Origin of the sequence: Streptomyces sp. DSM 41931 (assembly GCF_050271085.1) — a bacterium.
Taxonomy (GTDB): domain Bacteria; phylum Actinomycetota; class Actinomycetes; order Streptomycetales; family Streptomycetaceae; genus Streptomyces; species Streptomyces albogriseolus.
Genome location: NZ_CP189902.1, coordinates 5,662,440 through 5,681,022, shown reverse-complemented (window position 1 = coordinate 5,681,022; position 18,583 = coordinate 5,662,440). Strand labels below are relative to the sequence as shown.

Genomic DNA, 18,583 nt, shown 5'->3' with positions numbered 1-18,583 from the left:
CCTGGAGGAGAGCCATCGTGCCTCGTACCGTCAGGGACGTCGTCTTCGTCGACGGCGTCCGTACCCCGTTCGGCAAGGCGGGCCCGAAGGGCATCTACCACGAGACCCGTGCCGACGACCTGGTCGTCAAGGCGATCCGGGAGCTGCTGCGCCGCAACCCGGGTCTCGACCCGAAGAAGATCGACGAGGTCGCCATCGCCGCGACCACGCAGATCGGCGACCAGGGCCTGACCATCGGCCGCACGGCGGGCATCCTCGCGGGCCTGCCGCAGTCCGTGCCGGGTTACTCCATCGACCGCATGTGCGCCGGCGCGCTGACCGCCGTCACCACGGTGGCCGGCTCCGTCGCCTTCGGCGCGTACGACGTCGCCATCGCGGGCGGTGTCGAGCACATGGGCCGCCACCCGATGGGCGAGGGCGTGGACCCGAACCCGCGGTTCGTCTCCGAGAAGCTGGTCGACGAGTCCGCCCTGTTCATGGGCATGACCGCGGAGAACCTGCACGACCGTTACCCGTCGATCACCAAGCAGCGCGCCGACGAGTACGCGGTGCGCTCCCAGGAGAAGGCCGCCAAGGCGTACGCCAACGGCAAGATCCAGGCCGACCTGGTGCCGATCTCCGTGCGCCGCACCTCGCCCGAGGGCGGCGAGACCGGCTGGGGCCTGGTCACCGCCGACGAGCCGATGCGTCCGGGCACCACGCTGGAGAACCTGGCGGGCCTGAAGACGCCGTTCCGCGTGCACGGCCGGGTCACCGCGGGCAACGCGGCCGGTCTGAACGACGGCGCCACCGCCTCGGTCATCGCCTCCGAGGACTTCGCCCGCGAGAACGGGCTGCCGGTCAAGATGCGCCTCGTCTCCTACTCCTTCGCCGGCGTGGAGCCCGAGGTCATGGGCTACGGCCCGATCCCGGCCACGGAGAAGGCGCTCGCGCAGGCGGGCCTGTCCATCTCCGACATCGGCCTGTTCGAGATCAACGAGGCCTTCGCCGTCCAGGTCCTCGCGTTCCTGGAGCACTACGGCATCGCCGACGACGACGCCCGCGTCAACCAGTACGGCGGCGCCATCGCGTTCGGCCACCCGCTGGCCTCCTCCGGCGTCCGCCTGATGACGCAGCTGGCCCGCCAGTTCGAGGAGCAGCCGCACGTCCGCTACGGCCTGACCACCATGTGCGTCGGTTTCGGCATGGGCGCGACGGTCATCTGGGAGAACCCGCACTTCGAGGGGGACAAGTGAGCACCACCGCTGAGCTTTTGAAGGGTGCGGCCGAGCTGTTCCCGGGTGAGGTCGTCACGCAGGCGCACGTGCGCCACTTCGACCTGCCGCTGGGTGCCGGGCGCTTCGCCCTGATCACCCTGGACAACGGCCACGACCACACCAAGCCGACCACCCTCGGCCCGCAGTCGCTGGCGAACATCGACGCCGCGATCGACCAGGTCGAGAAGGAGGCCGCGGACGGCGAGATCGTCGGCGTCGGCGTCACCGGCAAGCCGTTCATCTTCGCGGTCGGCGCCGACCTCAAGGGTGTCGAGCTGCTGAAGCGCCACGAGGACGCGCTGGCCATCGGCAAGGGCGGCCACGACGTCTTCAAGCGGCTGGCGAAGCTGGCCGTGCCGACCTTCGCGTACTACAACGGCGCCGCCATGGGCGGTGGCGTGGAGATCGGTCTGCACTGCACCTACCGCACGGTGTCCGCGGCGCTGCCCGCGTTCTCCCTGCCCGAGGTCTTCCTCGGCCTGGTGCCCGGCTGGGGCGGCTGCACCCTGCTGCCGAACCTGATCGGCGCCGAGAAGGCCGTCTCGGTGATCATCGAGAACAGCCTCAACCAGAACAAGCAGCTCAAGGGCAAGCAGGTCTACGAACTCGGCATCGCGGACGCGCTGTTCGAGGGCGCGGACTTCCTGGAGCAGTCGCTGATCTGGACCGCGTCCGTCCTCAAGGGCGAGATCACGGTCGAGCGCCCGGCGGTCGACCGCGGCGAGGCCTGGGACCAGGCCGTCGCCAAGGGCCGCTTCGTCGCGGACTCCAAGGTGCACGGCGCGGCCCCGGCCGCCTACCGCGCCCTGGAGATCATCGCCGCCGCCAAGGACGGCGACCTGCAGAAGGGCTACGACGCCGAGGACCAGGCGCTCGCCGACCTGATCATGGGCGGTGAACTGCGCGCCGGCATCTACGCGTTCAACCTGGTGCAGAAGCGCGGCAAGCGTCCCGCGGGCGCCCCGGACAAGAACCTGGCGCGCCCGGTCACCAAGGTCGGCGTCGTCGGCGCCGGTCTGATGGCCTCGCAGCTCGCGCTGCTGTTCCTGCGCCGCCTCGAGGTGCCGGTCGTCCTCACGGACATCGACCAGGAGCGCATCGACAAGGGTGTGGGCTACGTCCACGCCGAGATCGACAAGCTGCTCGGCAAGGGCCGCGTCAACCAGGACAAGGCCAACCGCCTGAAGGCGCTGGTCACCGGCGTGCTGGACAAGGCCGAGGGCTTCGCGGACGCGGACTTCATCATCGAAGCCGTGTTCGAGGAGATGGGCGTCAAGCAGCAGGTGTTCGCGGAGGTCGAGGCGGTCGCCCCGGCGCACGCGATCCTCGCCACGAACACGTCGTCCCTCTCGGTGACCGAGATGGCGTCGAAGCTGCGGCACCCCGAGCGGGTCGTCGGCTTCCACTTCTTCAACCCGGTCGCGGTCCTCCCCCTGCTGGAGATCGTGCGCGGCGAGAAGACCGACGACGCGTCGCTGGCCACGGCCTTCGGCGTCGCCAAGAAGCTGAAGAAGACCGCGGTGCTGGTGAAGGACGCCCCGGCGTTCGTCGTCAACCGCATCCTGACCCGCTTCATGGGCGAGATCCAGAACGTCATCGACGAGGGCACGCCCGTCGAGGTCGCGGAGAAGGCGGTCGAGCCGCTCGGCCTGCCGATGTCCCCGCTGGTCCTCCTCGAGCTGGTCGGCCCCGCGATCGGCCTGCACGTCTCCGAGACGCTCAACCGGGCGTTCCCGGACCGCTTCACCGTCTCCCCGAACCTGAAGGCGGTCGTCGAGGCCGGCAAGCGCGGCTTCTACGTCTACGACTCCGGCAAGCCCGAGCTCGACCCCGAGGTCGCGGCGCTGCTGAAGCAGGGCGACACCGTCCTCACGGAGGAGCAGGTCCGCGACCGGGTGCTGGACGCGGTGGCCCAGGAGATCGGCCTGATGCTCGACGAGGGCGTCGTCGCCGAGGCCCAGGACATCGACCTGTGCCTGATCACCGGCGCCGGCTGGCCCTTCCACCTGGGCGGCATCACCCCGTACCTGGACCGCGAGGGCGTCTCCGAGCGGGTGACCGGGAAGCGGTTCCTGGAGCCGGGGGTGGCTTCGGTTCCGGCGTGACGCGCCCGTGACCGGTCATCGACGGAAGGCCCCGACACCTCGCGGTGTCGGGGCCTTCCCCCGTTACGGCTCGACGCGCGGCCGGCGCCTGGTACCGAGCGTGCGGCCGTTCACCAATTCCCGGCGAACGGCAGGTGCTCGCACTTCTCGCCGCACGGTTCGCGCGAGGAGACGGAGGTCCTGATCCAGCTGTCGTCCGGCAGGCCGTGGATCCGCAGGGTCAGCCGGGCCGGCCGGGAGTGGAGGGCGCTGAACACCGAGACGAACTCCACCTCGTACCGCCCGGGCTTCCAGTCGTGGGGGTGGCGCACGCTCCATGTGCCGTCGTCCCGCACCGGCGCCTCGGCGATCAGACGGCCGCCCTCCAGCACCATGACCTTGGAGACGTCGGGGCCGGCGGTCCCGGAGAAGCGGGGTCGCGGGCCGCTCCACGCGCCCTCGCGCGGGCCTAGCACCACCGGCGGTTCGACGTGGTCGCGGACGGTGAAGGGCACGCCGGCCGCCGCCGTCACACCGGTGTCGGTGATGCCGACCACGCGCAGGAAGTGCTCCCCGCCCGGCCAGGCGACCGCGCGCCGCCACAGCCAGCGGCCCTCCTGGTTGACGGAGGTGCCGCCCAGGTAGGTGTCGCCCTCGAAGAACAGCAGGTACGACGTCCCGGGCGGGGCCTCGCCGGAGAACTTCTGCAGCGGGCTCACGGTTGTCGACGGGGCGGGCGACGTGACGGCCGGGGGGCCCGCGACGGGGTCGCCGTAGAGCGCCGACTCCGGGTTCGTGACGGTGAACTCCAGCTGCACGGGCGGGTACACGCCGTGCCGCTGCAGCGTCTCGGGGGCCACCACCCCGGGCGGCAGGCCCGGCAGCCCGTGCAGCGCCGAGGCGAAGATCCGCGCCACCTCACGTGCGCCCGCCTCGTTGAAGTGGGTCGAGTCGACGATGCCGTCCGGGTGGTTCGGGTGTTCGCCCGCGTCCGTCCACCGGTAGAAGCCGCGGGCCCGCGTGGGACCCAGTTCCTGGAGCAGCCGCGTCGTGTAGTGGTTCAGGTCCACCAGCGGGGCCCCCGTGGCGGCCGCGACGTCGCGGATCAGCGCGGGAAAGCCGTCGTGCGAGTCCATGACGGCGCCGTGCACGTCGAAGGTGCAGCGTGCGGTGGGTGTCACCAGTACCGGTACCGCTCCTTCGGCGCTGATCGCCTCCACGTAGGCCGTCAGGAACTCGGTGAACTCCCGTGGGCTGTGGTAGCGGAGGGGCACATTGATCCGCTGTTCCACCGCACCGAAGTCGATGGCCACCACGTCACCCGGTCCGAGCATGTTCAGCAGCTTGATCAGCCGCTCGGTGTAGTAGGCGCGGGCGGTCATGGCGTCACGGGCGAAGTTCTTCAGCTCGTAGCGGTCGCCGAGGAAGTCCGGGAGGTACTGCCCCCAGCCGGCCAGCGGGGCTTCGGCCGGGGTCCGCGACGTCGCCACGGAGTTGCCGATGATGCAGAACGTGTTCATGGTCTCCTGGACTTCCCTCACAACGGCCACGCGGGCAGTCGCCCCGCGTGGAACAGCTGGTTGCGGGGGGAGCCTGCTTCGAACTGGCTGGCGATCGGGAAGTAGCTGGGCAGGAACGCGGCGAGCGTGGCGTCCTGTTCGTCCTCCGAGATGTCTCCGTCGTGGAAGTCGTTGAGACAGAAGACGTCGTTGGAGCGGGACGCGAGCAGGTGGTTGAGGTTCTTGACCTGCTCGCTCAGACCCACGTTGACGAACCCGCTGGTGATGCTGCCCGGCACACTGCGGCCCGTGTAGTAGCCGAAGTAGTGGTGCAGCGACGAGGCGACCGACACGTCGGTGCTGTCCCGGAGCTGGTTGTGCGCGGTGGCGCGCAGGGCGTCCGGGAAGTACTTCTCCAGGTCGTACATGACGCTGCGGCGCAGCGGATGCGGTGCGTGGATGAAGGAGTTCACGAGCGTCCGGCCGAACATGCCGGACACGAGCGCGCGGTTGTTCTTCGCCGCCATCCGGCTGAACTCGTCCAGGCTCGAGACGGGGCTCATCGGGATGGCGTTGGACGACATGAAGTGCTTGGACTGCCCGTTGCCGAGGAAGAAGAGGCTCGGCAGGACGGCCCGGGCCGCGAACACGTCGTCGTTGAAGTACAGGAAGTGTTCGGCCAGACCCTCGATGTGGTGCAGCCGGCTCTCGATGGCGTGCGAGTTGTAGGTGGGCAGCGCACCCTCGCTGCCGAAGATCTCGGTGTGGTCCACCACGCGGACGCGCGGGTGCGAGACGTCCAGCCACTGCGGCACCTGGCGGTCCGTCACCACGTAGATGTTCCGGATCCACGGGGCGTACATGTCCAGCGACCTGAACGAGTAGCGCAGCTCGTCGCGGTTGCGGAAGCGGGCGGCGCTGGTCGCCGCGTCCTCGGTCTCGACGCCCTTGGCGGCGAGCACCGCGTTCTTGCGTTCCAGCCAGGCGACGTCGGCTCCGTCGACCCAGGTGTAGACGGCGTCGACGGGAAAGTCGACGTCGTGGTGGAGCGTCTGGTTGAACGCCTGGAGCGTGGGGTAGCGGCGCCCGCCGAGGACCGTCGGCTCGCGCAGCAGCGCGGACTTGGGGATGCGGCTGCCGATGAGCGTGCGGTAGGAGGAGACGATGCACTCGTCGTCGTCGGGGTCGTCGTCCCAGAAGGCCACGGTGCAGCCGTAGGCCGCGCCCAGCCGGAGGGTGCGGGACTGCGTGACCGCGCTCTGGTACACGCGGACGCCGGGGCAGGCGGTCCGCAGGTGGTCGGTCGCGAAGCCGGCGAGCGTGGTGGCGACGGCCTGGTCCGCGCCGTTCAGCACCGCCATGTACACGGCCTGGTCCCGGCAGCTCTCCGCCAGGCTCTTGAGCGTCTCCTCCCGCAGGCTCGCGTGCACGGCGACGGTGTGACGCACCTTGTTCGTCCGGCTGACGAAGTACGGGATGCGGGCCGCCTCGAGCGCGTCGGCCACGATGCGGAGATTGGCGTGGACGATGTCGAACGGCGTCTCCGCCTGGACGACGCGGCACACCTGCCCGCCGGCCCGCGCCAGCGAGGCGTCCCGCTTCAGCAGGCGCTCCTCGGCCGTCGCCAGCTTCCGGGTGTGCTGCGTGCTCTGGGGTACGGCGGTGGCGACGGAGGCCGCCCCGCCGAAGACGCCGGACACGAGTGCGTGGGCGGCCACCCGTCGTGCCCTCTCCTCGGCGCGCCGTCCCGAGCGCCGGTCGGCGTCCAGGGCGGTGAAGAGGTCGTCCCAGGGCGCGGGACGGCGGAACCGCTCCGCCGCCTCGACCGCGGCGTCGCCCATCGCCGCGCGCATCTCGCTGTTGTCGATCATGTGCAGCAGCGCGGAGGCCAGCGCCTCGGTGTCGCCGGTCGCGGTCAGCAGGCCGGTCCGGCCCTCGGCCACCACCTCACGTACGGCGTTGGGGCTGTCGTAGGCGACCACGGGCACGCCCGCGGCCTGTGCCTCCATCAGCGACAGGCCGACGGCGTCCTCCTCCGCGGTGCTCAGGGCGATGCTGGCCTTCGCCCACTCCTCGGCGACGACGGCGGGCGCCTCCCCGACGAACTGGACACTGCCCTGCAGCGCCATCTGGTCGCGCTTGCCCACCAGGTTCCGGGCCAGCGGGCCGTCCCCGATGATCCGCAGGGTCCAGGTCGGCCGGTGCTCCAGCACCCTGGCCCAGGCGGACAGCGCCTCGGCGACGCCGGACTGCTTCTCCAGCCGCGCGACGAGCAGCACCATGCGCGTCTGGAGCGTGGACCGGGGGCGGAACCCGTCGTCCAGGAAGGGCGGGGCGTCGACCAGGGGCGGGACCCCCTGGCCGAAGGTCTCCGTGAACCACTCCCGGCTGCGGGCGCGGGGCAGGGCGACGGCGTCGCACCGGGTGATGTGCCGCAGCAGCGGCTCGACCCGGGGCCCGCCCGTTTCCGGCGCGGTCATGCCGTAGTACACGGTCATCGTCTGCGGGGGCGCGAAGCGTGCCGCGTAGGCGAGCAGCGCCGGCGAGGTCACGACCAGGACGTCGGCGTCCAGGCCCCGCAGGGCGTACTCCACCTCGATGTCGGCGAGCCGGTGGAAACGGTCGTCCCACCGGCGCTCGACCACCTCGCTGGGCAGCACGGCGAGGGCGGCGCCGGCGGCCGCGTCCGGGCCCTCCCGGCGTACCGCCCTGGACTGCAGGGACTCGACGAGGAAGCTGACGGCGACCCGCGGACCGGGCGCCGTGAACCGACGCCGGCGTGCCTTGAAGACACTGACGACCTGAACCTCGTGCCGCGTCGCGAGCTCCGACGCGTGCTGGAACAGCGCCCGTTCGGCGTCGCCCATGACATCGGCCTCGGTCAGCAGGAATGCGACCTTCATCTGTTCCTCACTCGGCCCCGGACCCGCGTCCGCAGGTGAACCGGAAGTTGCCCGCCGGCGTGTACCGGGGCTGGATCGTCATGAGCGTGCCGCGCACCGGGGACACCTGGATCTTCCGCATGGCGAAGACCCGTTCCGGCGTCCGCACGTCGTGCAGCCTGCGGGCCAGGCGCAGCGGCGGGTGGCCGTCCGTGTGGACCATGACGTTCCAGTGCTCGGCACGGTCGGTGGACGGGAGCATCTCGGCCAGCGGCGCCCTCAGCCGCCACACGCCGGGCTCCACCTCGGTCAGCGGGCACTCCACGCTGCGCCCGGCGGCGACGAGTTCGGCCCAGGGCCGGCCGGCGTCGGTGCCCAGCACGCGCAGGTCGACCTCGATGCGCGCGTGCTCGAGGTACACGTTGACCACCTCGGCGGCCGGTTCCGCCTCGACGCAGACGAGGCGCGCGTCACCGCGCAGCGTGCGCCCGAGGCGGTAGCGGTCGGCCGTCAGCGGGGCGTACTTCATGGGGCCCGTGCTCCCGCGGACCGGAGTGGTGTGCTCCACCAGCAGCAGCGGAAGGGTCCGGCTGCCACGCCCCGAACGCACCCGGAGCCTCATCTTCCAGCGTCCGGGGGTGACGGACGCGCCGCCGACGGCGGCGCCGAGGAGCACTGCGGCGCTCATCAGCAGACGCCCCTCCCGGTCCGTGTGGATCCGGGCGGGGACCTGGAACGTACGGCTGCGCCGGCCGAGAAGGATCTCCGCCTCCCGCACGTCCCGCACAGTGGCGGGCAGTTCGGCGTGGAGGTTGACGGTCTGTCCGTCGAGCACGGCCGCGTAGTCGAGGCGTGCCGTGGTGCCGACGCGCCGGGGGATGAAGAAGCGGGTCATCAGGCGGGAGCGCGCCGCCACGAGCCGGGCTCCGGCACGCCGGCGCATCCGCCTCAGCTGCTTGCGTCGAGGGATCATGCCTGTGCCGTCTCCAGCTCTGTGGGGCGGCGTGCGGCCGCGTGGTCGGGTCGCGGTCCCTCGTAGGGGCTCGGGACGGGGAAGTAGGCGTCCAGGAAGTCCGCGACCATCCGGGACTGGGCCGCCTTGTCGGCGACGGGGACCGTGTCGTTCATGCAGAAGGTGTCGAAGTCGCGCCGGGCGAGCAGGTTGTCGAGCCGGCGCCGGGCCGTGTCGGCGGCCAGGTCGACGTAGACGTAGCGGATGTCGCCGACCGTGGCGCGGGCCGAGTGGTAGGCGTAGTAGTGGTGCAGCGACGAGGCGATGGGCACGTCGTGCGGCGAGCGGAACCGGGAGTGCTGGGTGACCCGGTGCGCCTTGGCGTAGACCTGCTCGATCTCCGCGAGCACGCTGCGCCGCAGGGCGTGCGGGGTGTGCTTCATCTTCTGGGAGATGACGGTGCCGAAGTGCTGGGCGACCAGGCCGCGGCTGTTCTTTCCCGCCGCGTCGACGGGCAGGTCCGCGGTGCTGGCGCGGCCGGACGGGATGAGCGCCTTGGACGGGAAGAACTTGGTCAGGCCGTTGGCGTGGAAGAACTGGCCGGGGTGCGCGGGACGGCCGAAGAACACGTCGTCGTTCAGGTAGAGGAAGTGCTCGGCGAGTTCGGGTATGTGGTGCAGCTGGCTCTCGATCGCGTGGGAGTTGAACGTGGGCAGCGCGCCCGGGTCCGAGAAGATCTCGCGGTGGTCCACGACCCGCAGGCCGGGGAAGTCGGTGCTGAGCCAGGAGGGCACCTGTCCGGCGGTGACCAGGAAGATGTTCCGCACCCACGGGGCGTACTGGTGGATCGAGCGCAGGGAGTACCGCAGTTCGTCGCGGCTGGTGTAGCGGGAGTCGTTGGCCGCCAGGTCGTGCAGGCCGCCGCCGGGGACGCCGGTGAGCCGTGCGCGGGCGGCGTCCCGGCTCGCCCGCCAGCGCGGGTCGGAGTCGTCGACCCAGGTGTAGACGACGTCGATCGGGAAGGTGTGGTCCTCGGGCAGCGTCGCCGCGAACTCGGGCAGGGTGCGGGCGTGGCCGGTGTTGTAGACGGCCGGAATGACGCTGAAACGATTCTGTTCCGCCCAGCACCGCCCCGCGTCCACCGGGACCTCGGTCACCACCTTGTTGGGGCGGGGGGCGACCAGCCGGCCGTCCCGCTCCGCCCAGAACTCGATGTCGCAGCCGTCGTCGGGGCCGAAGACCAGACGTCCCGTGGGGTCGCAGACCACCCAGGTCATGCGCAGCACGCGCTGTCCTCGCAGGGCGCGCCAGGAGCCCTGCGCCGAGGCGGGCCGCGGCTGCCCCCGGGAGGGCAGGCTCACATAGCCGGGGTGCTCCGCGCAGGTGACGCGCAGCAGGTCCTCGACGTCCGCCCGCCACCGTGCGGGCACGGCCACGCTGGGCGTCCGGGAGCCGTTGCCCCGTACGCAGAAGTAGTCGATCCCGGCCTCTTCCAGGAGGGCGACGAGGATGTGCAGATTGCGGGCGCGGGCGGCCCAGGCGGTCGCCCCGGGCACCTCGACGGCGCGCAGGTGACGCCCCGCCAGGCGGACGACCCGCACACACGGTTCGGCTTCCTGCTTGCCCGCCTTGCGGGCGCCGCCCAGCGCCCGGACGACCACGGCCGAACGCACGGCGTCGGCCGAGGCGAGCGAGCGTTTCACCGAATTGCGTACCGGCCCCGGCACCCGACGGACGATCCGGCGCCTCGCCCCTACGGGCACCAAAGATCGATATGTCGATACGAGCGCGCTCGCCTCGGGGTTGTTGAGGCTCACCAGACTTCCGCACCATTCACATCAAGGCCGGAGCTGATCGCTCCGGGAAATGACCCCACCCTGGCCGGCGTGCCCACCCGCGGCGTGCTGTGTACGGGGACCGGCTCGAACCGGTCTGTTCACCGTCAGCACCACCAGTTGTCACGCACTGCTCACCGACCTGGCGGAATGTTTACATTACAAACACTGCATGTCTACCGATGATCACGCTCGCCGACGATCTGTCAGACATGCCACATCGCTACAACCTTTTCGGCTGCTGCCGTATCCGCGTGCGAGCGTCACGGCGACATCCGCAGCCAGTCCGTGAACGACAGCCCCGGGCCGTCGCCCTGCCGCGCCACCCAGAGCTCCCCGCCGGAACCGAGGGCGGCGAGCACGGCCCTGCCCCGGGCGTCGTGCGCCAGCGCCGGGTCGCCCACACAGGCCCGCCCGGTGTCCCCCCACCACAGTCCCGACGCCTCGGCCTCCGTCCCGCAGACGCCGACGAGCACGGTGCCGGTACGGCCGCGGTGGGCGATGACCGTGCAGTCGTACCCGTCGAGCGTCTGACGCAGCAGCACATTGGCCCCGTCCGAGGGGGTGCCGCTCAGCGGCACGGCCCACGAGCCGGGCCGCAGACAGACCAGACCGGCGCCGGCCGGGTCGGTCCAGAACCAGGTGAGCCGGCCGGGCGCGGTCTCCAGTGCGGCGGCCGATCCCGGCAGCGCACCGGGCCGCACGTCGGGGAACCGCCGTGGCACGGCGCCGGGTTCCTGCTGGCCCCAGGTCAGCGTGACGCCGCCGGCCGGGGCGAACACCTCCACCCGTCCGGCCGCGGCGGTCGCGGTCAGGCCGTCCCGCAGACCGGCCCCCCTGAGGTCGGCCCAGGGCTCCCACCGGCCGCCCCGCCCCTCCCTGCGCATCATCAGCCCGCCGCCCGCGTTGCGTGCGAAGACATGGACGTCGCCGGACGGGGCGACCGCCGCCGCCGGCGGCCCGAACTGCGCGGCGCGCTCGGACGTGCGGTGCGGATTGCCCAGGGAGCGCCACTCGGTGAGGGGCCGTCCGGTCTGGTACTGCACCGCGTGCACCACGTCGACCTGGACCGCGCCGTCGGCCTGCCGCTCGCGGCGGCCCAGGAGGTGCACATAGGTGTCGGCGCCCTGGGCCACGGTCAGGTGGGTGAGGTCGTCGACGGGGAAGAAGGCGGGTTCCGACCAGTCGGGGCCGCCCGGCCGGTGCTCGGTCCAGCGCAGCAGGCCGCCTTCGCAGGGCGCGTAGGCGGTGAGCCGGCCGTCCTTGCCGCGGACCAGCCAGGACCCGGTCGCCGTGCCGGTCACCGGCGGGCGGACGGACGCCGCGGCGGCTCCGCCGGCACGGCCGCGGCGCGGCGTGCGCGCGGACCGATCCCGTATCGCCATGTCGGACTCCCTGGAACGTTCACCCGATATGGACACGGGAGCTGGAACGGACACATGATATGCACACTGCATACATGTATCGGACACCCAGAGGCGGCCGCGCCGGTCCGTGACGGACGAGAGCCGCTCGCCCCGCCACACCCCCGCCGCCGACGACTTCCGTGATGTGGATCACTGTCGTACAACGCCCGGGCGGGGTCGTGGGTCTGTCCGTTCGCCCGAGCAGCCGCGTGCCGGGCACCCCCGCGCCCGGCGCCACCGCCCGGCCGAACCCCTGCAGTTGTCGCATCACCCGCACCGGCACCATGCGCCGCGCACAGACGAGGACACCCATCGGATGACGACCCCAGCCACCGACACCCCGAGCACGTCGCGCCGCCGGCGCGGGCAGGAGGCGCCCCGCCGGCGGCGCACCGGCCGGTGGATCCTGCTGACGCTGGCCGTTCTCCTCGTCGCGGGCGCCGGCGCCGCGTACTGGCTCTGGAGCGATCTCGACGGCAACATCAACGGCGTCGACATCAACGAGGCCATCGGTGACGACCGCCCGGAGAAGCTGCCCACCTCCGGCCAGAACGTCCTGATCCTCGGCTCCGACTCCCGCGCGGGCGACAACGCGGAACTGAAGACCGGCAAGATCGCCGGCGCCCGCTCCGACACCGCGCTCGTGATGCACATACCCGAGGGCCGCACCCAGGCCGTCGCCGTCAGCATCCCGCGCGACACCCTGGTGACCCGGCCCGAGTGCAAGGACGCGGACGGCTCCACCGTGGCCGCCGCGGAGCGCGTGATGTTCAACTCCATCTACTCGCAGGTCGGTCCGGCCTGCGTGGTCAAGACGGTGGAGAAGATGTCCGGCGTCCGCATGGACCACTACGTCGAGATCGACTTCGCCGGCTTCAAGGACCTGGTGGACGCCATCGGCGGCGTCGAGGTCACCGTCGACCAGGACATCCGCGACACGTCCAGCGGCCTCGACCTGACCGCCGGCACCCACCGCCTGGACGGCACCGAGTCCCTGCAGTTCGTCCGCACCCGGCACGGCATCGGCGACGGCAGCGACCTCGGCCGCATCGGTCTCCAGCAGGAGTTCATGGTCGCCCTGCTCGGCGAGATCAAGAAGCAGGACCTGCTGGGCAGCCCCGCCAAGACCTACGAGATCGCGGACACCCTGACCGCGGCGCTCACCACCGACTCCGAGCTCGCCTCCCTCACCGCGCTCGCCGAGTTCGGGCGCAGCATGAACGGGGTCGACCCGGGCTCCATGGAGACGATCATGCTGCCGGTGGCGTACGACACGAAGGACCCCAACCGTGTGGTGGCCGCCGAACCGCAGGCGTCCACGCTGTGGAAGGCCATCCGCAGCGACCAGGAGATCCCGGAGTCGGCCAAGAAGTCCCCGGCGACCGGGGGCGGTTCCTGACCTCGCGGCCGGAGCCGGGAGACGCCGGCTCCGGCGTCTCCCGGCTCCGGTCTCAGACCTCCCGCCACCCCTCCAGCGCCAGCCCCGCCTCCTCCTTGCGCCGGGTGACGCGGAGGGTGGCCGTCGTGGGGTCGAGGGTGGCGGCGACCAGGGCGCCCTGGGCGTCGACCGCCAGGGCGACCTCGGCGGCGGACGGGAGGGGCGGGCCGGACTCGGTCCACCAGGCGCCCGCCTGCTCCTGCTCCGTGGGGTACGCCGCGAACGCCACCCGGCCGCTCGCCGAGCGCTGCGCCAGCACCGTGCAGTCGTGCCCGTCTATCTCGCAGCGCACCGCCGCGACCGGGCCGGGGCCCGCCGCCTGAAGCAGCGGCACCGGCTTGCCGCCGGGGCGCCAGGCGCACAACTCCCCGTCCTGGCCGGTGAAGAAGAGGGTGGTCCGCTCGGCGGACGTGCGCAGCGCGCGCAGGGTGCCGGGGCGGGCGGCCACGTCCGCCGTCTCGTCGCGCGTGGGCGTCCTGCCGGGCTCCTCCTGACGCCAGTGCAGAATCCGGTCGGGCGTGGACGCGTAGACCTCGACCAGGCCGGACTCCCGGCTGGCGGCGACGAGTTGGTCCTGGACGCCGGATCCCTTGAGGTCCCGCCACGGGTACCAGCCGCCCCGCTCCTTCTGCACCAGCAGGCTGACCCCGCCGCCCGCGTTGCGCACGAAGACGTACGCGCGCCTGCGGTCGTCCACGGCCACCGCCGGCGTGCCCGTGCGGTCGCCCTTGCCGTTGGGGTGGCCGACCGGGGACCAGTCCAGCGGGGCGAGCAGCGGACGGAAGTGCGTGGAGTGCACCAGCCGGGACTCCCCCGGCCCGGCCTGCCGCCACGCCGCCAGATGGGCGTACCCGTCGGCGCCCTGCCCCACGGCCGCGGGTCCCTGCCGGAGCCCCAGGTCGCCGCCGACCCGGCGGAAGGGCTCCCAGGGGCCGCCGGGGGCGAGTTCCGCGCGGCACAGGACGGCGTCGTCCGATTGCAGATAGACGGTGAGGCGGCCGTCGCGGCCGCGGAGAAGCCAGTCGCCGTTCACCTGTTCACCTTACGCACTGCGGTCCGTGCCGCGGGCGCGGGGATCCTGTCGTACGGCCTGACCCGCGGGTGGATTGCCCGGGCTTGCGTGGGACCCTGACCGTATGGAAGACGCCGGTTCCCTGCTCGTGATCGTCGACGCCGCGAACGTCGTGGGGTCGGTGCCCGACAGGTGGTGGCGGGACCGCAGGGGCGCCGCCGAGCGGCTGCGGGACCACCTCGCGGCGCAGGGGGTGCCCGGGCATGAGGGTCCCGTGGACATCGTGCTCGTGGTGGAGGGCGCGGCCCGGGGTGTGGAGCCGGCCCCGGGGGTCCGGGTGGCGGCCGCGCCCGGCAGCGGGGACGACCACATGGTCGCCCTGGTGGCCGAGGCGGGCGACCGCCCGGTCCTGGTCGTCACGGCCGACCGGGAGCTGCGCCGCCGGGTCGAGGAGCTGGGCGCCGACGTCGCCGGGCCGCGTGCCGTACGGCCCGCCCCGCGCCGGGGCTGAGCCCCGGTCACGGCGCGGCCCCGCGCCCCCGGACGGGCCGGGGGCGCGGGGCCGCGGGGCCGTGCGGCGGGTCAGGACGCCGGCGGCGCCGGCGAGGTGTCCTTCTCGCGGGCCATCCGGCTGTGCGTACGGCTGTACAGGAAGTACACGACGATGCCGATCGCCATCCAGATGCCGAACCGGACCCAGGTCTCGGCGGGCAGGTTGAGCATCAGCCACAGCGAGGCGCCCACCGACACGATCGGCAGCACCGGCACCCACGGGGTGCGGAACGCGCGGTGCAGGTCGGGGCGGGTGCGGCGGAGGATGATCACGCTGATCGCGACGATGACGAAGGCGAACAGCGTGCCGATGTTCACCAGCGCGGCCAGTTCGTTGAGCGGGGTGAAGCCGGCCAGCACCGCGATGACGACGCCGAGCAGGATGGTCGGCCGGTGCGGGGTCCGGAAGCGCGGGTGGACCCGGGAGAAGAAGGTGGGCAGCAGACCGTCGCGGCTCATCGCGAAGAAGACGCGGGTCTGGCCGAGCAGCAGGATCATGCAGACGGTCGTCAGGCCGACGGCGGCGCCGAAGCTGATGAAGCCGGCGAACCAGGGATGCCCGGTGGCCTTGAACGCGTCCGCGAGCGGGGCGTCCACGGACAGTTCGGAGTAGTGCTGCATTCCGGTGACGACGAGCGACACCAGGACGTACAGCACGGTGCAGATGAACAGCGACCCGAGGATGCCGCGGGGCATGTCGCGCTGCGGGTTGCGGGTCTCCTCGGCGGCCGTGGCGACGATGTCGAAGCCGATGAACGCGAAGAACACCACCGAGGCGGCGGTGAAGATGCCCATCACGCCGAAGTTGGCCGGGGCCCAGCCGAACATGAGCTGGATCAGGGGCGAGTCGAGGCTTTCACCGGCCGGCACGGGCTGGGATTCCGGGATGAACGGGTCGTAGTTGTCGGCGGTGATGAAGAAGGCGCCGGCGATGATCACGACCAGGACGACGGTCACCTTGATGGCGACGACGACCGAGGTGACCCGGGCGGACAGCTTCATGCCGAGGACGAGGATGCCGGTGAGCACCAGGACCAGGACGGCGGCGAGGATGTCGAAGCCGAAGACGTCGGAGCCCTCGCGGCTGCCGAGGGCGGCGGGCATCTCCCACCCGGCGTTCTCCATGAGCGACTGGATGTAACCCGACCAGCCGACGGCCACCACCGCCGTGCCGAGCGCGAACTCCAGGACCAGGTCCCAGCCGATGATCCAGGCCGGCAGCTCGCCCAGGGAGGCGTACGAGAACGTGTACGCGGAGCCCGCCACGGGGACGGTCGAGGCGAACTCGGCGTAGCAGAGCGCGGCGAGCGCGCAGACGACACCGGCCACCACGAAGGCCAGGGCGGTGGCCGGGCCCGCGTTGTCCTTGGCGACCGTGCCGGTGAGGACGAAGATGCCGGTGCCGATGATGACACCGACACCGAAGACGGTCAGGTCCAGCGCGGACAGGGATTTCTTGAGGGCGTGCTCGGGCTCCTCGGTGTCGCGGATGGACTGTTCTACCTTCTTCGTCCGGAAGAGGGGGCTTGTCACGGGTACCTCCCACGCTTGTCGTCCTCGACATGATCGAGAGGGGGCGTGGTTCGTATGCCCCGGCGCGGGCGCCTTCACGCGAACGGGCCGCGCGCGCCACACTTCACAGTGGCACGCGCGGCCCGTTCGGACCACGTGCGCGCGGCCGGACCGGTGACGGCGGTTCGCGCGCGGACGGCGTCAGTCCCGGGCGGGCTCCACCGAGTCGACGGCGTCCGCGGAGGAGCGCTCGTACTTTCCGTCCAGCTTGGCCACCAGGCCGGTGACCTGGCGGGCGACGTCCGGGGCGGTCAGCCCGATCTCCGCCATGACCTCGGCGCGCGAGGCGTGGTCGAGGAAGCGCGGCGGAATGCCGAAGTCGCGCAGCGGCATGTCCACCCCGGCGTCGCGCAGCGCCTGGGCGATCGCGGAGCCGACGCCGCCGACGCGCGAGTTGTCCTCGACGGTGACGACGACGCGGTGCTTCGCGGCGAGCGGGGCCATGGCCTCGTCGACGGGCTTGACCCAGCGCGGGTCGACGACGGTGGTGGAGATGCCCTGCCGGTCCAGCAGCGAGGCGATCTCCAGGCACATCGGTGCGAGCGCTCCCACGGAGACCAGCAGCACGTCGGGGGTGTCGGTGCCGGGCTCGCGCAGGACGTCCATGCCGCCGACGCGGCCCACGGCGGGCACGGCGGGGCCGACGGCGCCCTTGGAGAAGCGCACCACGGTGGGGGCGTCCTCGACCGCGACGGCCTCGCGGAGCTGGGCGCGGACCTGGTCGGCGTCGCGCGGGGCGGCGAGCCGCAGACCGGGCACGACCTGGAGGATCGACATGTCCCACATGCCGTTGTGGGAGGCGCCGTCGGTGCCGGTGACGCCGGCCCGGTCGAGCACGAACGTCACGCCGCACCTGTGCAGGGCCACGTCCATGAGCACCTGGTCGAAGGCGCGGTTCAGGAAGGTGGCGTACACGGCGAAGACGGGGTGCACGCCCGCGTGGGCGAGGCCGGCGGCGGAGACGGCGCCGTGCTGCTCGGCGATGCCGACGTCGTAGACGCGGTCGGGGAAGCGCTTGGCGAACTTGTCCAGGCCGACCGGCTGGAGCATGGCGGCGGTGATGGCGACGACGTCCTCGCGCTCCTCGCCGAGCTTGACCATCTCCTCGCCGAAGACGGACGTCCAGTCGGCGCCGGAGGTGGCGATCGGCAGGCCCGTGTCGGGGTGGATCTTGCCGACGGCGTGGAAGCGGTCCGCCTCGTCCTGGAGGGCGGGCTGGTAGCCGCGGCCCTTCTCGGTGATGCAGTGGACGATCACCGGCCCGTTGAACCGCTTGGCGCGGGCCAGCGCGGACTCCAGGGCCTCGATGTCGTGGCCGTCGATGGGGCCGACGTACTTCAGACCGAGGTCCTCGAACATGCCCTGCGGGGCGATGAAGTCCTTCAGGCCCTTCTTCGCGCCGTGCAGGGTGTCGTAGAGGGCCTGGCCGACGACCGGGGTGCGCTCCAGGAGGTCCTTGGTGCGGGTCAGGAAGCGCTCGTAGCCGTCGGTGGTGCGCAGGGTCGCCAGGTGGTTCGCCAGGCCGCCGATGGTGGGCGAGTAGGAGCGCTCGTTGTCGTTGACGACGATGACCAGCGGGCGGTCCTTGGCGTCGGCGATGTTGTTGAGCGCCTCCCAGGCCATGCCGCCGGTGAGGGCGCCGTCGCCGATGACCGCGACGACGTGGCTGTCGTCCCGCCTCATCAGCTGGTTGGCCTTGGCGATGCCGTCGGCCCAGCCCAGCACCGTGGAGGCGTGGCTGTTCTCGATGACGTCGTGCTCGGACTCCGCCTGCGAGGGGTAGCCGGACAGGCCGCCCTTCATCTTCAGCTTGGAGAAGTCCTGCCGGCCGGTCAGCAGCTTGTGCACGTAGGACTGGTGGCCGGTGTCCCAGAGGACCTTGTCCTTCGGGGACTCGAAGACCCGGTGCAGGGCGATGGTGAGCTCCACCACACCGAGGTTGGGGCCGAGGTGGCCGCCGGTCTTGGAGACCGCGTCGACGAGGAAGGTCCGGATCTCCCCGGCCAGCTGGTCGAGCTCCTCGAGGGTGAGCCGGTCCAGATCGCGCGGTCCCCTGATGCGGGTCAGCAGCGGCACCCGTGCCTCCTTGCAGTAG

12 protein-coding genes are annotated in these 18,583 nt (G+C 71.9%); 4 read left to right on the top strand and 8 right to left on the bottom strand.

Going from position 1 to position 18,583, the window contains the following annotated elements; genetic code table 11:
* The first annotated feature begins 17 nt into the window (after nucleotides 1-17).
* Together ACP7TJ_RS26045 and ACP7TJ_RS26040 are read left to right on the top strand one after the other, a co-directional pair.
* Nucleotides 18-1,235 (top strand): thiolase family protein, encoded by a 1,218-nt coding sequence (locus ACP7TJ_RS26045; protein ID WP_019523471.1) that lies wholly within the window; start codon nucleotides 18-20, stop codon nucleotides 1,233-1,235.
* Nucleotides 1,232-3,361, top strand: a complete 2,130-nt coding sequence (locus tag ACP7TJ_RS26040; protein ID WP_266401790.1) for a 3-hydroxyacyl-CoA dehydrogenase NAD-binding domain-containing protein — start codon at nucleotides 1,232-1,234, stop codon at nucleotides 3,359-3,361. Before ACP7TJ_RS26045 ends, ACP7TJ_RS26040 begins: the two co-directional genes overlap by 4 nt.
* Nucleotides 3,362-3,471: 110 nt before the next feature.
* Here the strand turns inward: ACP7TJ_RS26040 and ACP7TJ_RS26035 are convergent, their stop codons facing one another.
* From ACP7TJ_RS26035 to ACP7TJ_RS26015, 5 genes are all read right to left on the bottom strand, one after another.
* Nucleotides 3,472-4,860 (bottom strand): GDSL-type esterase/lipase family protein, encoded by a 1,389-nt coding sequence (locus ACP7TJ_RS26035; RefSeq protein WP_403159410.1) that lies wholly within the window; start codon nucleotides 4,858-4,860, stop codon nucleotides 3,472-3,474.
* 17 nt (nucleotides 4,861-4,877) lie between these two features.
* On the bottom strand, nucleotides 4,878-7,742 hold the full coding sequence (locus ACP7TJ_RS26030) for a stealth conserved region 3 domain-containing protein (protein ID WP_427765751.1): 2,865 nt from the start codon (nucleotides 7,740-7,742) through the stop codon (nucleotides 4,878-4,880).
* Between the two features lie 7 nt (nucleotides 7,743-7,749).
* Nucleotides 7,750-8,694, bottom strand: a complete 945-nt coding sequence (locus ACP7TJ_RS26025) for a hypothetical protein (protein ID WP_387790445.1) — start codon at nucleotides 8,692-8,694, stop codon at nucleotides 7,750-7,752.
* Nucleotides 8,691-10,493 carry a stealth family protein gene (locus ACP7TJ_RS26020; protein WP_425947583.1) on the bottom strand — a complete coding sequence of 601 codons (1,803 nt, stop codon included), beginning with the start codon at nucleotides 10,491-10,493 and terminating at the stop codon, nucleotides 8,691-8,693. Before ACP7TJ_RS26020 ends, ACP7TJ_RS26025 begins: the two co-directional genes overlap by 4 nt.
* A gap of 278 nt (nucleotides 10,494-10,771) precedes the next feature.
* Entirely contained in the window at nucleotides 10,772-11,893 is a 1,122-nt protein-coding gene (locus ACP7TJ_RS26015; protein ID WP_427765747.1) for a hypothetical protein, read from the bottom strand.
* 337 nt (nucleotides 11,894-12,230) lie between these two features.
* Here ACP7TJ_RS26015 and ACP7TJ_RS26010 point away from each other — a divergent pair, with 337 nt between their 5' ends.
* Nucleotides 12,231-13,313: an LCP family protein gene (locus ACP7TJ_RS26010; protein WP_167743803.1), complete on the top strand. Its 1,083-nt coding sequence runs from the start codon at nucleotides 12,231-12,233 to the stop codon at nucleotides 13,311-13,313.
* Nucleotides 13,314-13,365: 52 nt separating this feature from the next.
* Here the strand turns inward: ACP7TJ_RS26010 and ACP7TJ_RS26005 are convergent, their stop codons facing one another.
* Nucleotides 13,366-14,385, bottom strand: coding sequence for a hypothetical protein (locus ACP7TJ_RS26005; RefSeq protein ID WP_167743802.1), 1,020 nt, complete (start codon nucleotides 14,383-14,385; stop codon nucleotides 13,366-13,368).
* Nucleotides 14,386-14,488: 103 nt separating this feature from the next.
* Here ACP7TJ_RS26005 and ACP7TJ_RS26000 point away from each other — a divergent pair, with 103 nt between their 5' ends.
* Nucleotides 14,489-14,875, top strand: a complete 387-nt coding sequence (locus ACP7TJ_RS26000) for an NTP pyrophosphohydrolase (RefSeq protein WP_427765743.1) — start codon at nucleotides 14,489-14,491, stop codon at nucleotides 14,873-14,875.
* A 71-nt stretch (nucleotides 14,876-14,946) separates the two neighbouring features.
* On the opposite strand, the gene ACP7TJ_RS25995 is transcribed toward ACP7TJ_RS26000, so the two are convergent.
* Nucleotides 14,947-16,449, bottom strand: coding sequence for an amino acid permease (locus tag ACP7TJ_RS25995; protein WP_093766279.1), 1,503 nt, complete (start codon nucleotides 16,447-16,449; stop codon nucleotides 14,947-14,949).
* A 180-nt stretch (nucleotides 16,450-16,629) separates the two neighbouring features.
* Entirely contained in the window at nucleotides 16,630-18,564 is a 1,935-nt protein-coding gene (gene dxs, locus ACP7TJ_RS25990) for a 1-deoxy-D-xylulose-5-phosphate synthase (protein WP_093766280.1), read from the bottom strand.
* Nucleotides 18,565-18,583 lie beyond the last annotated feature (19 nt).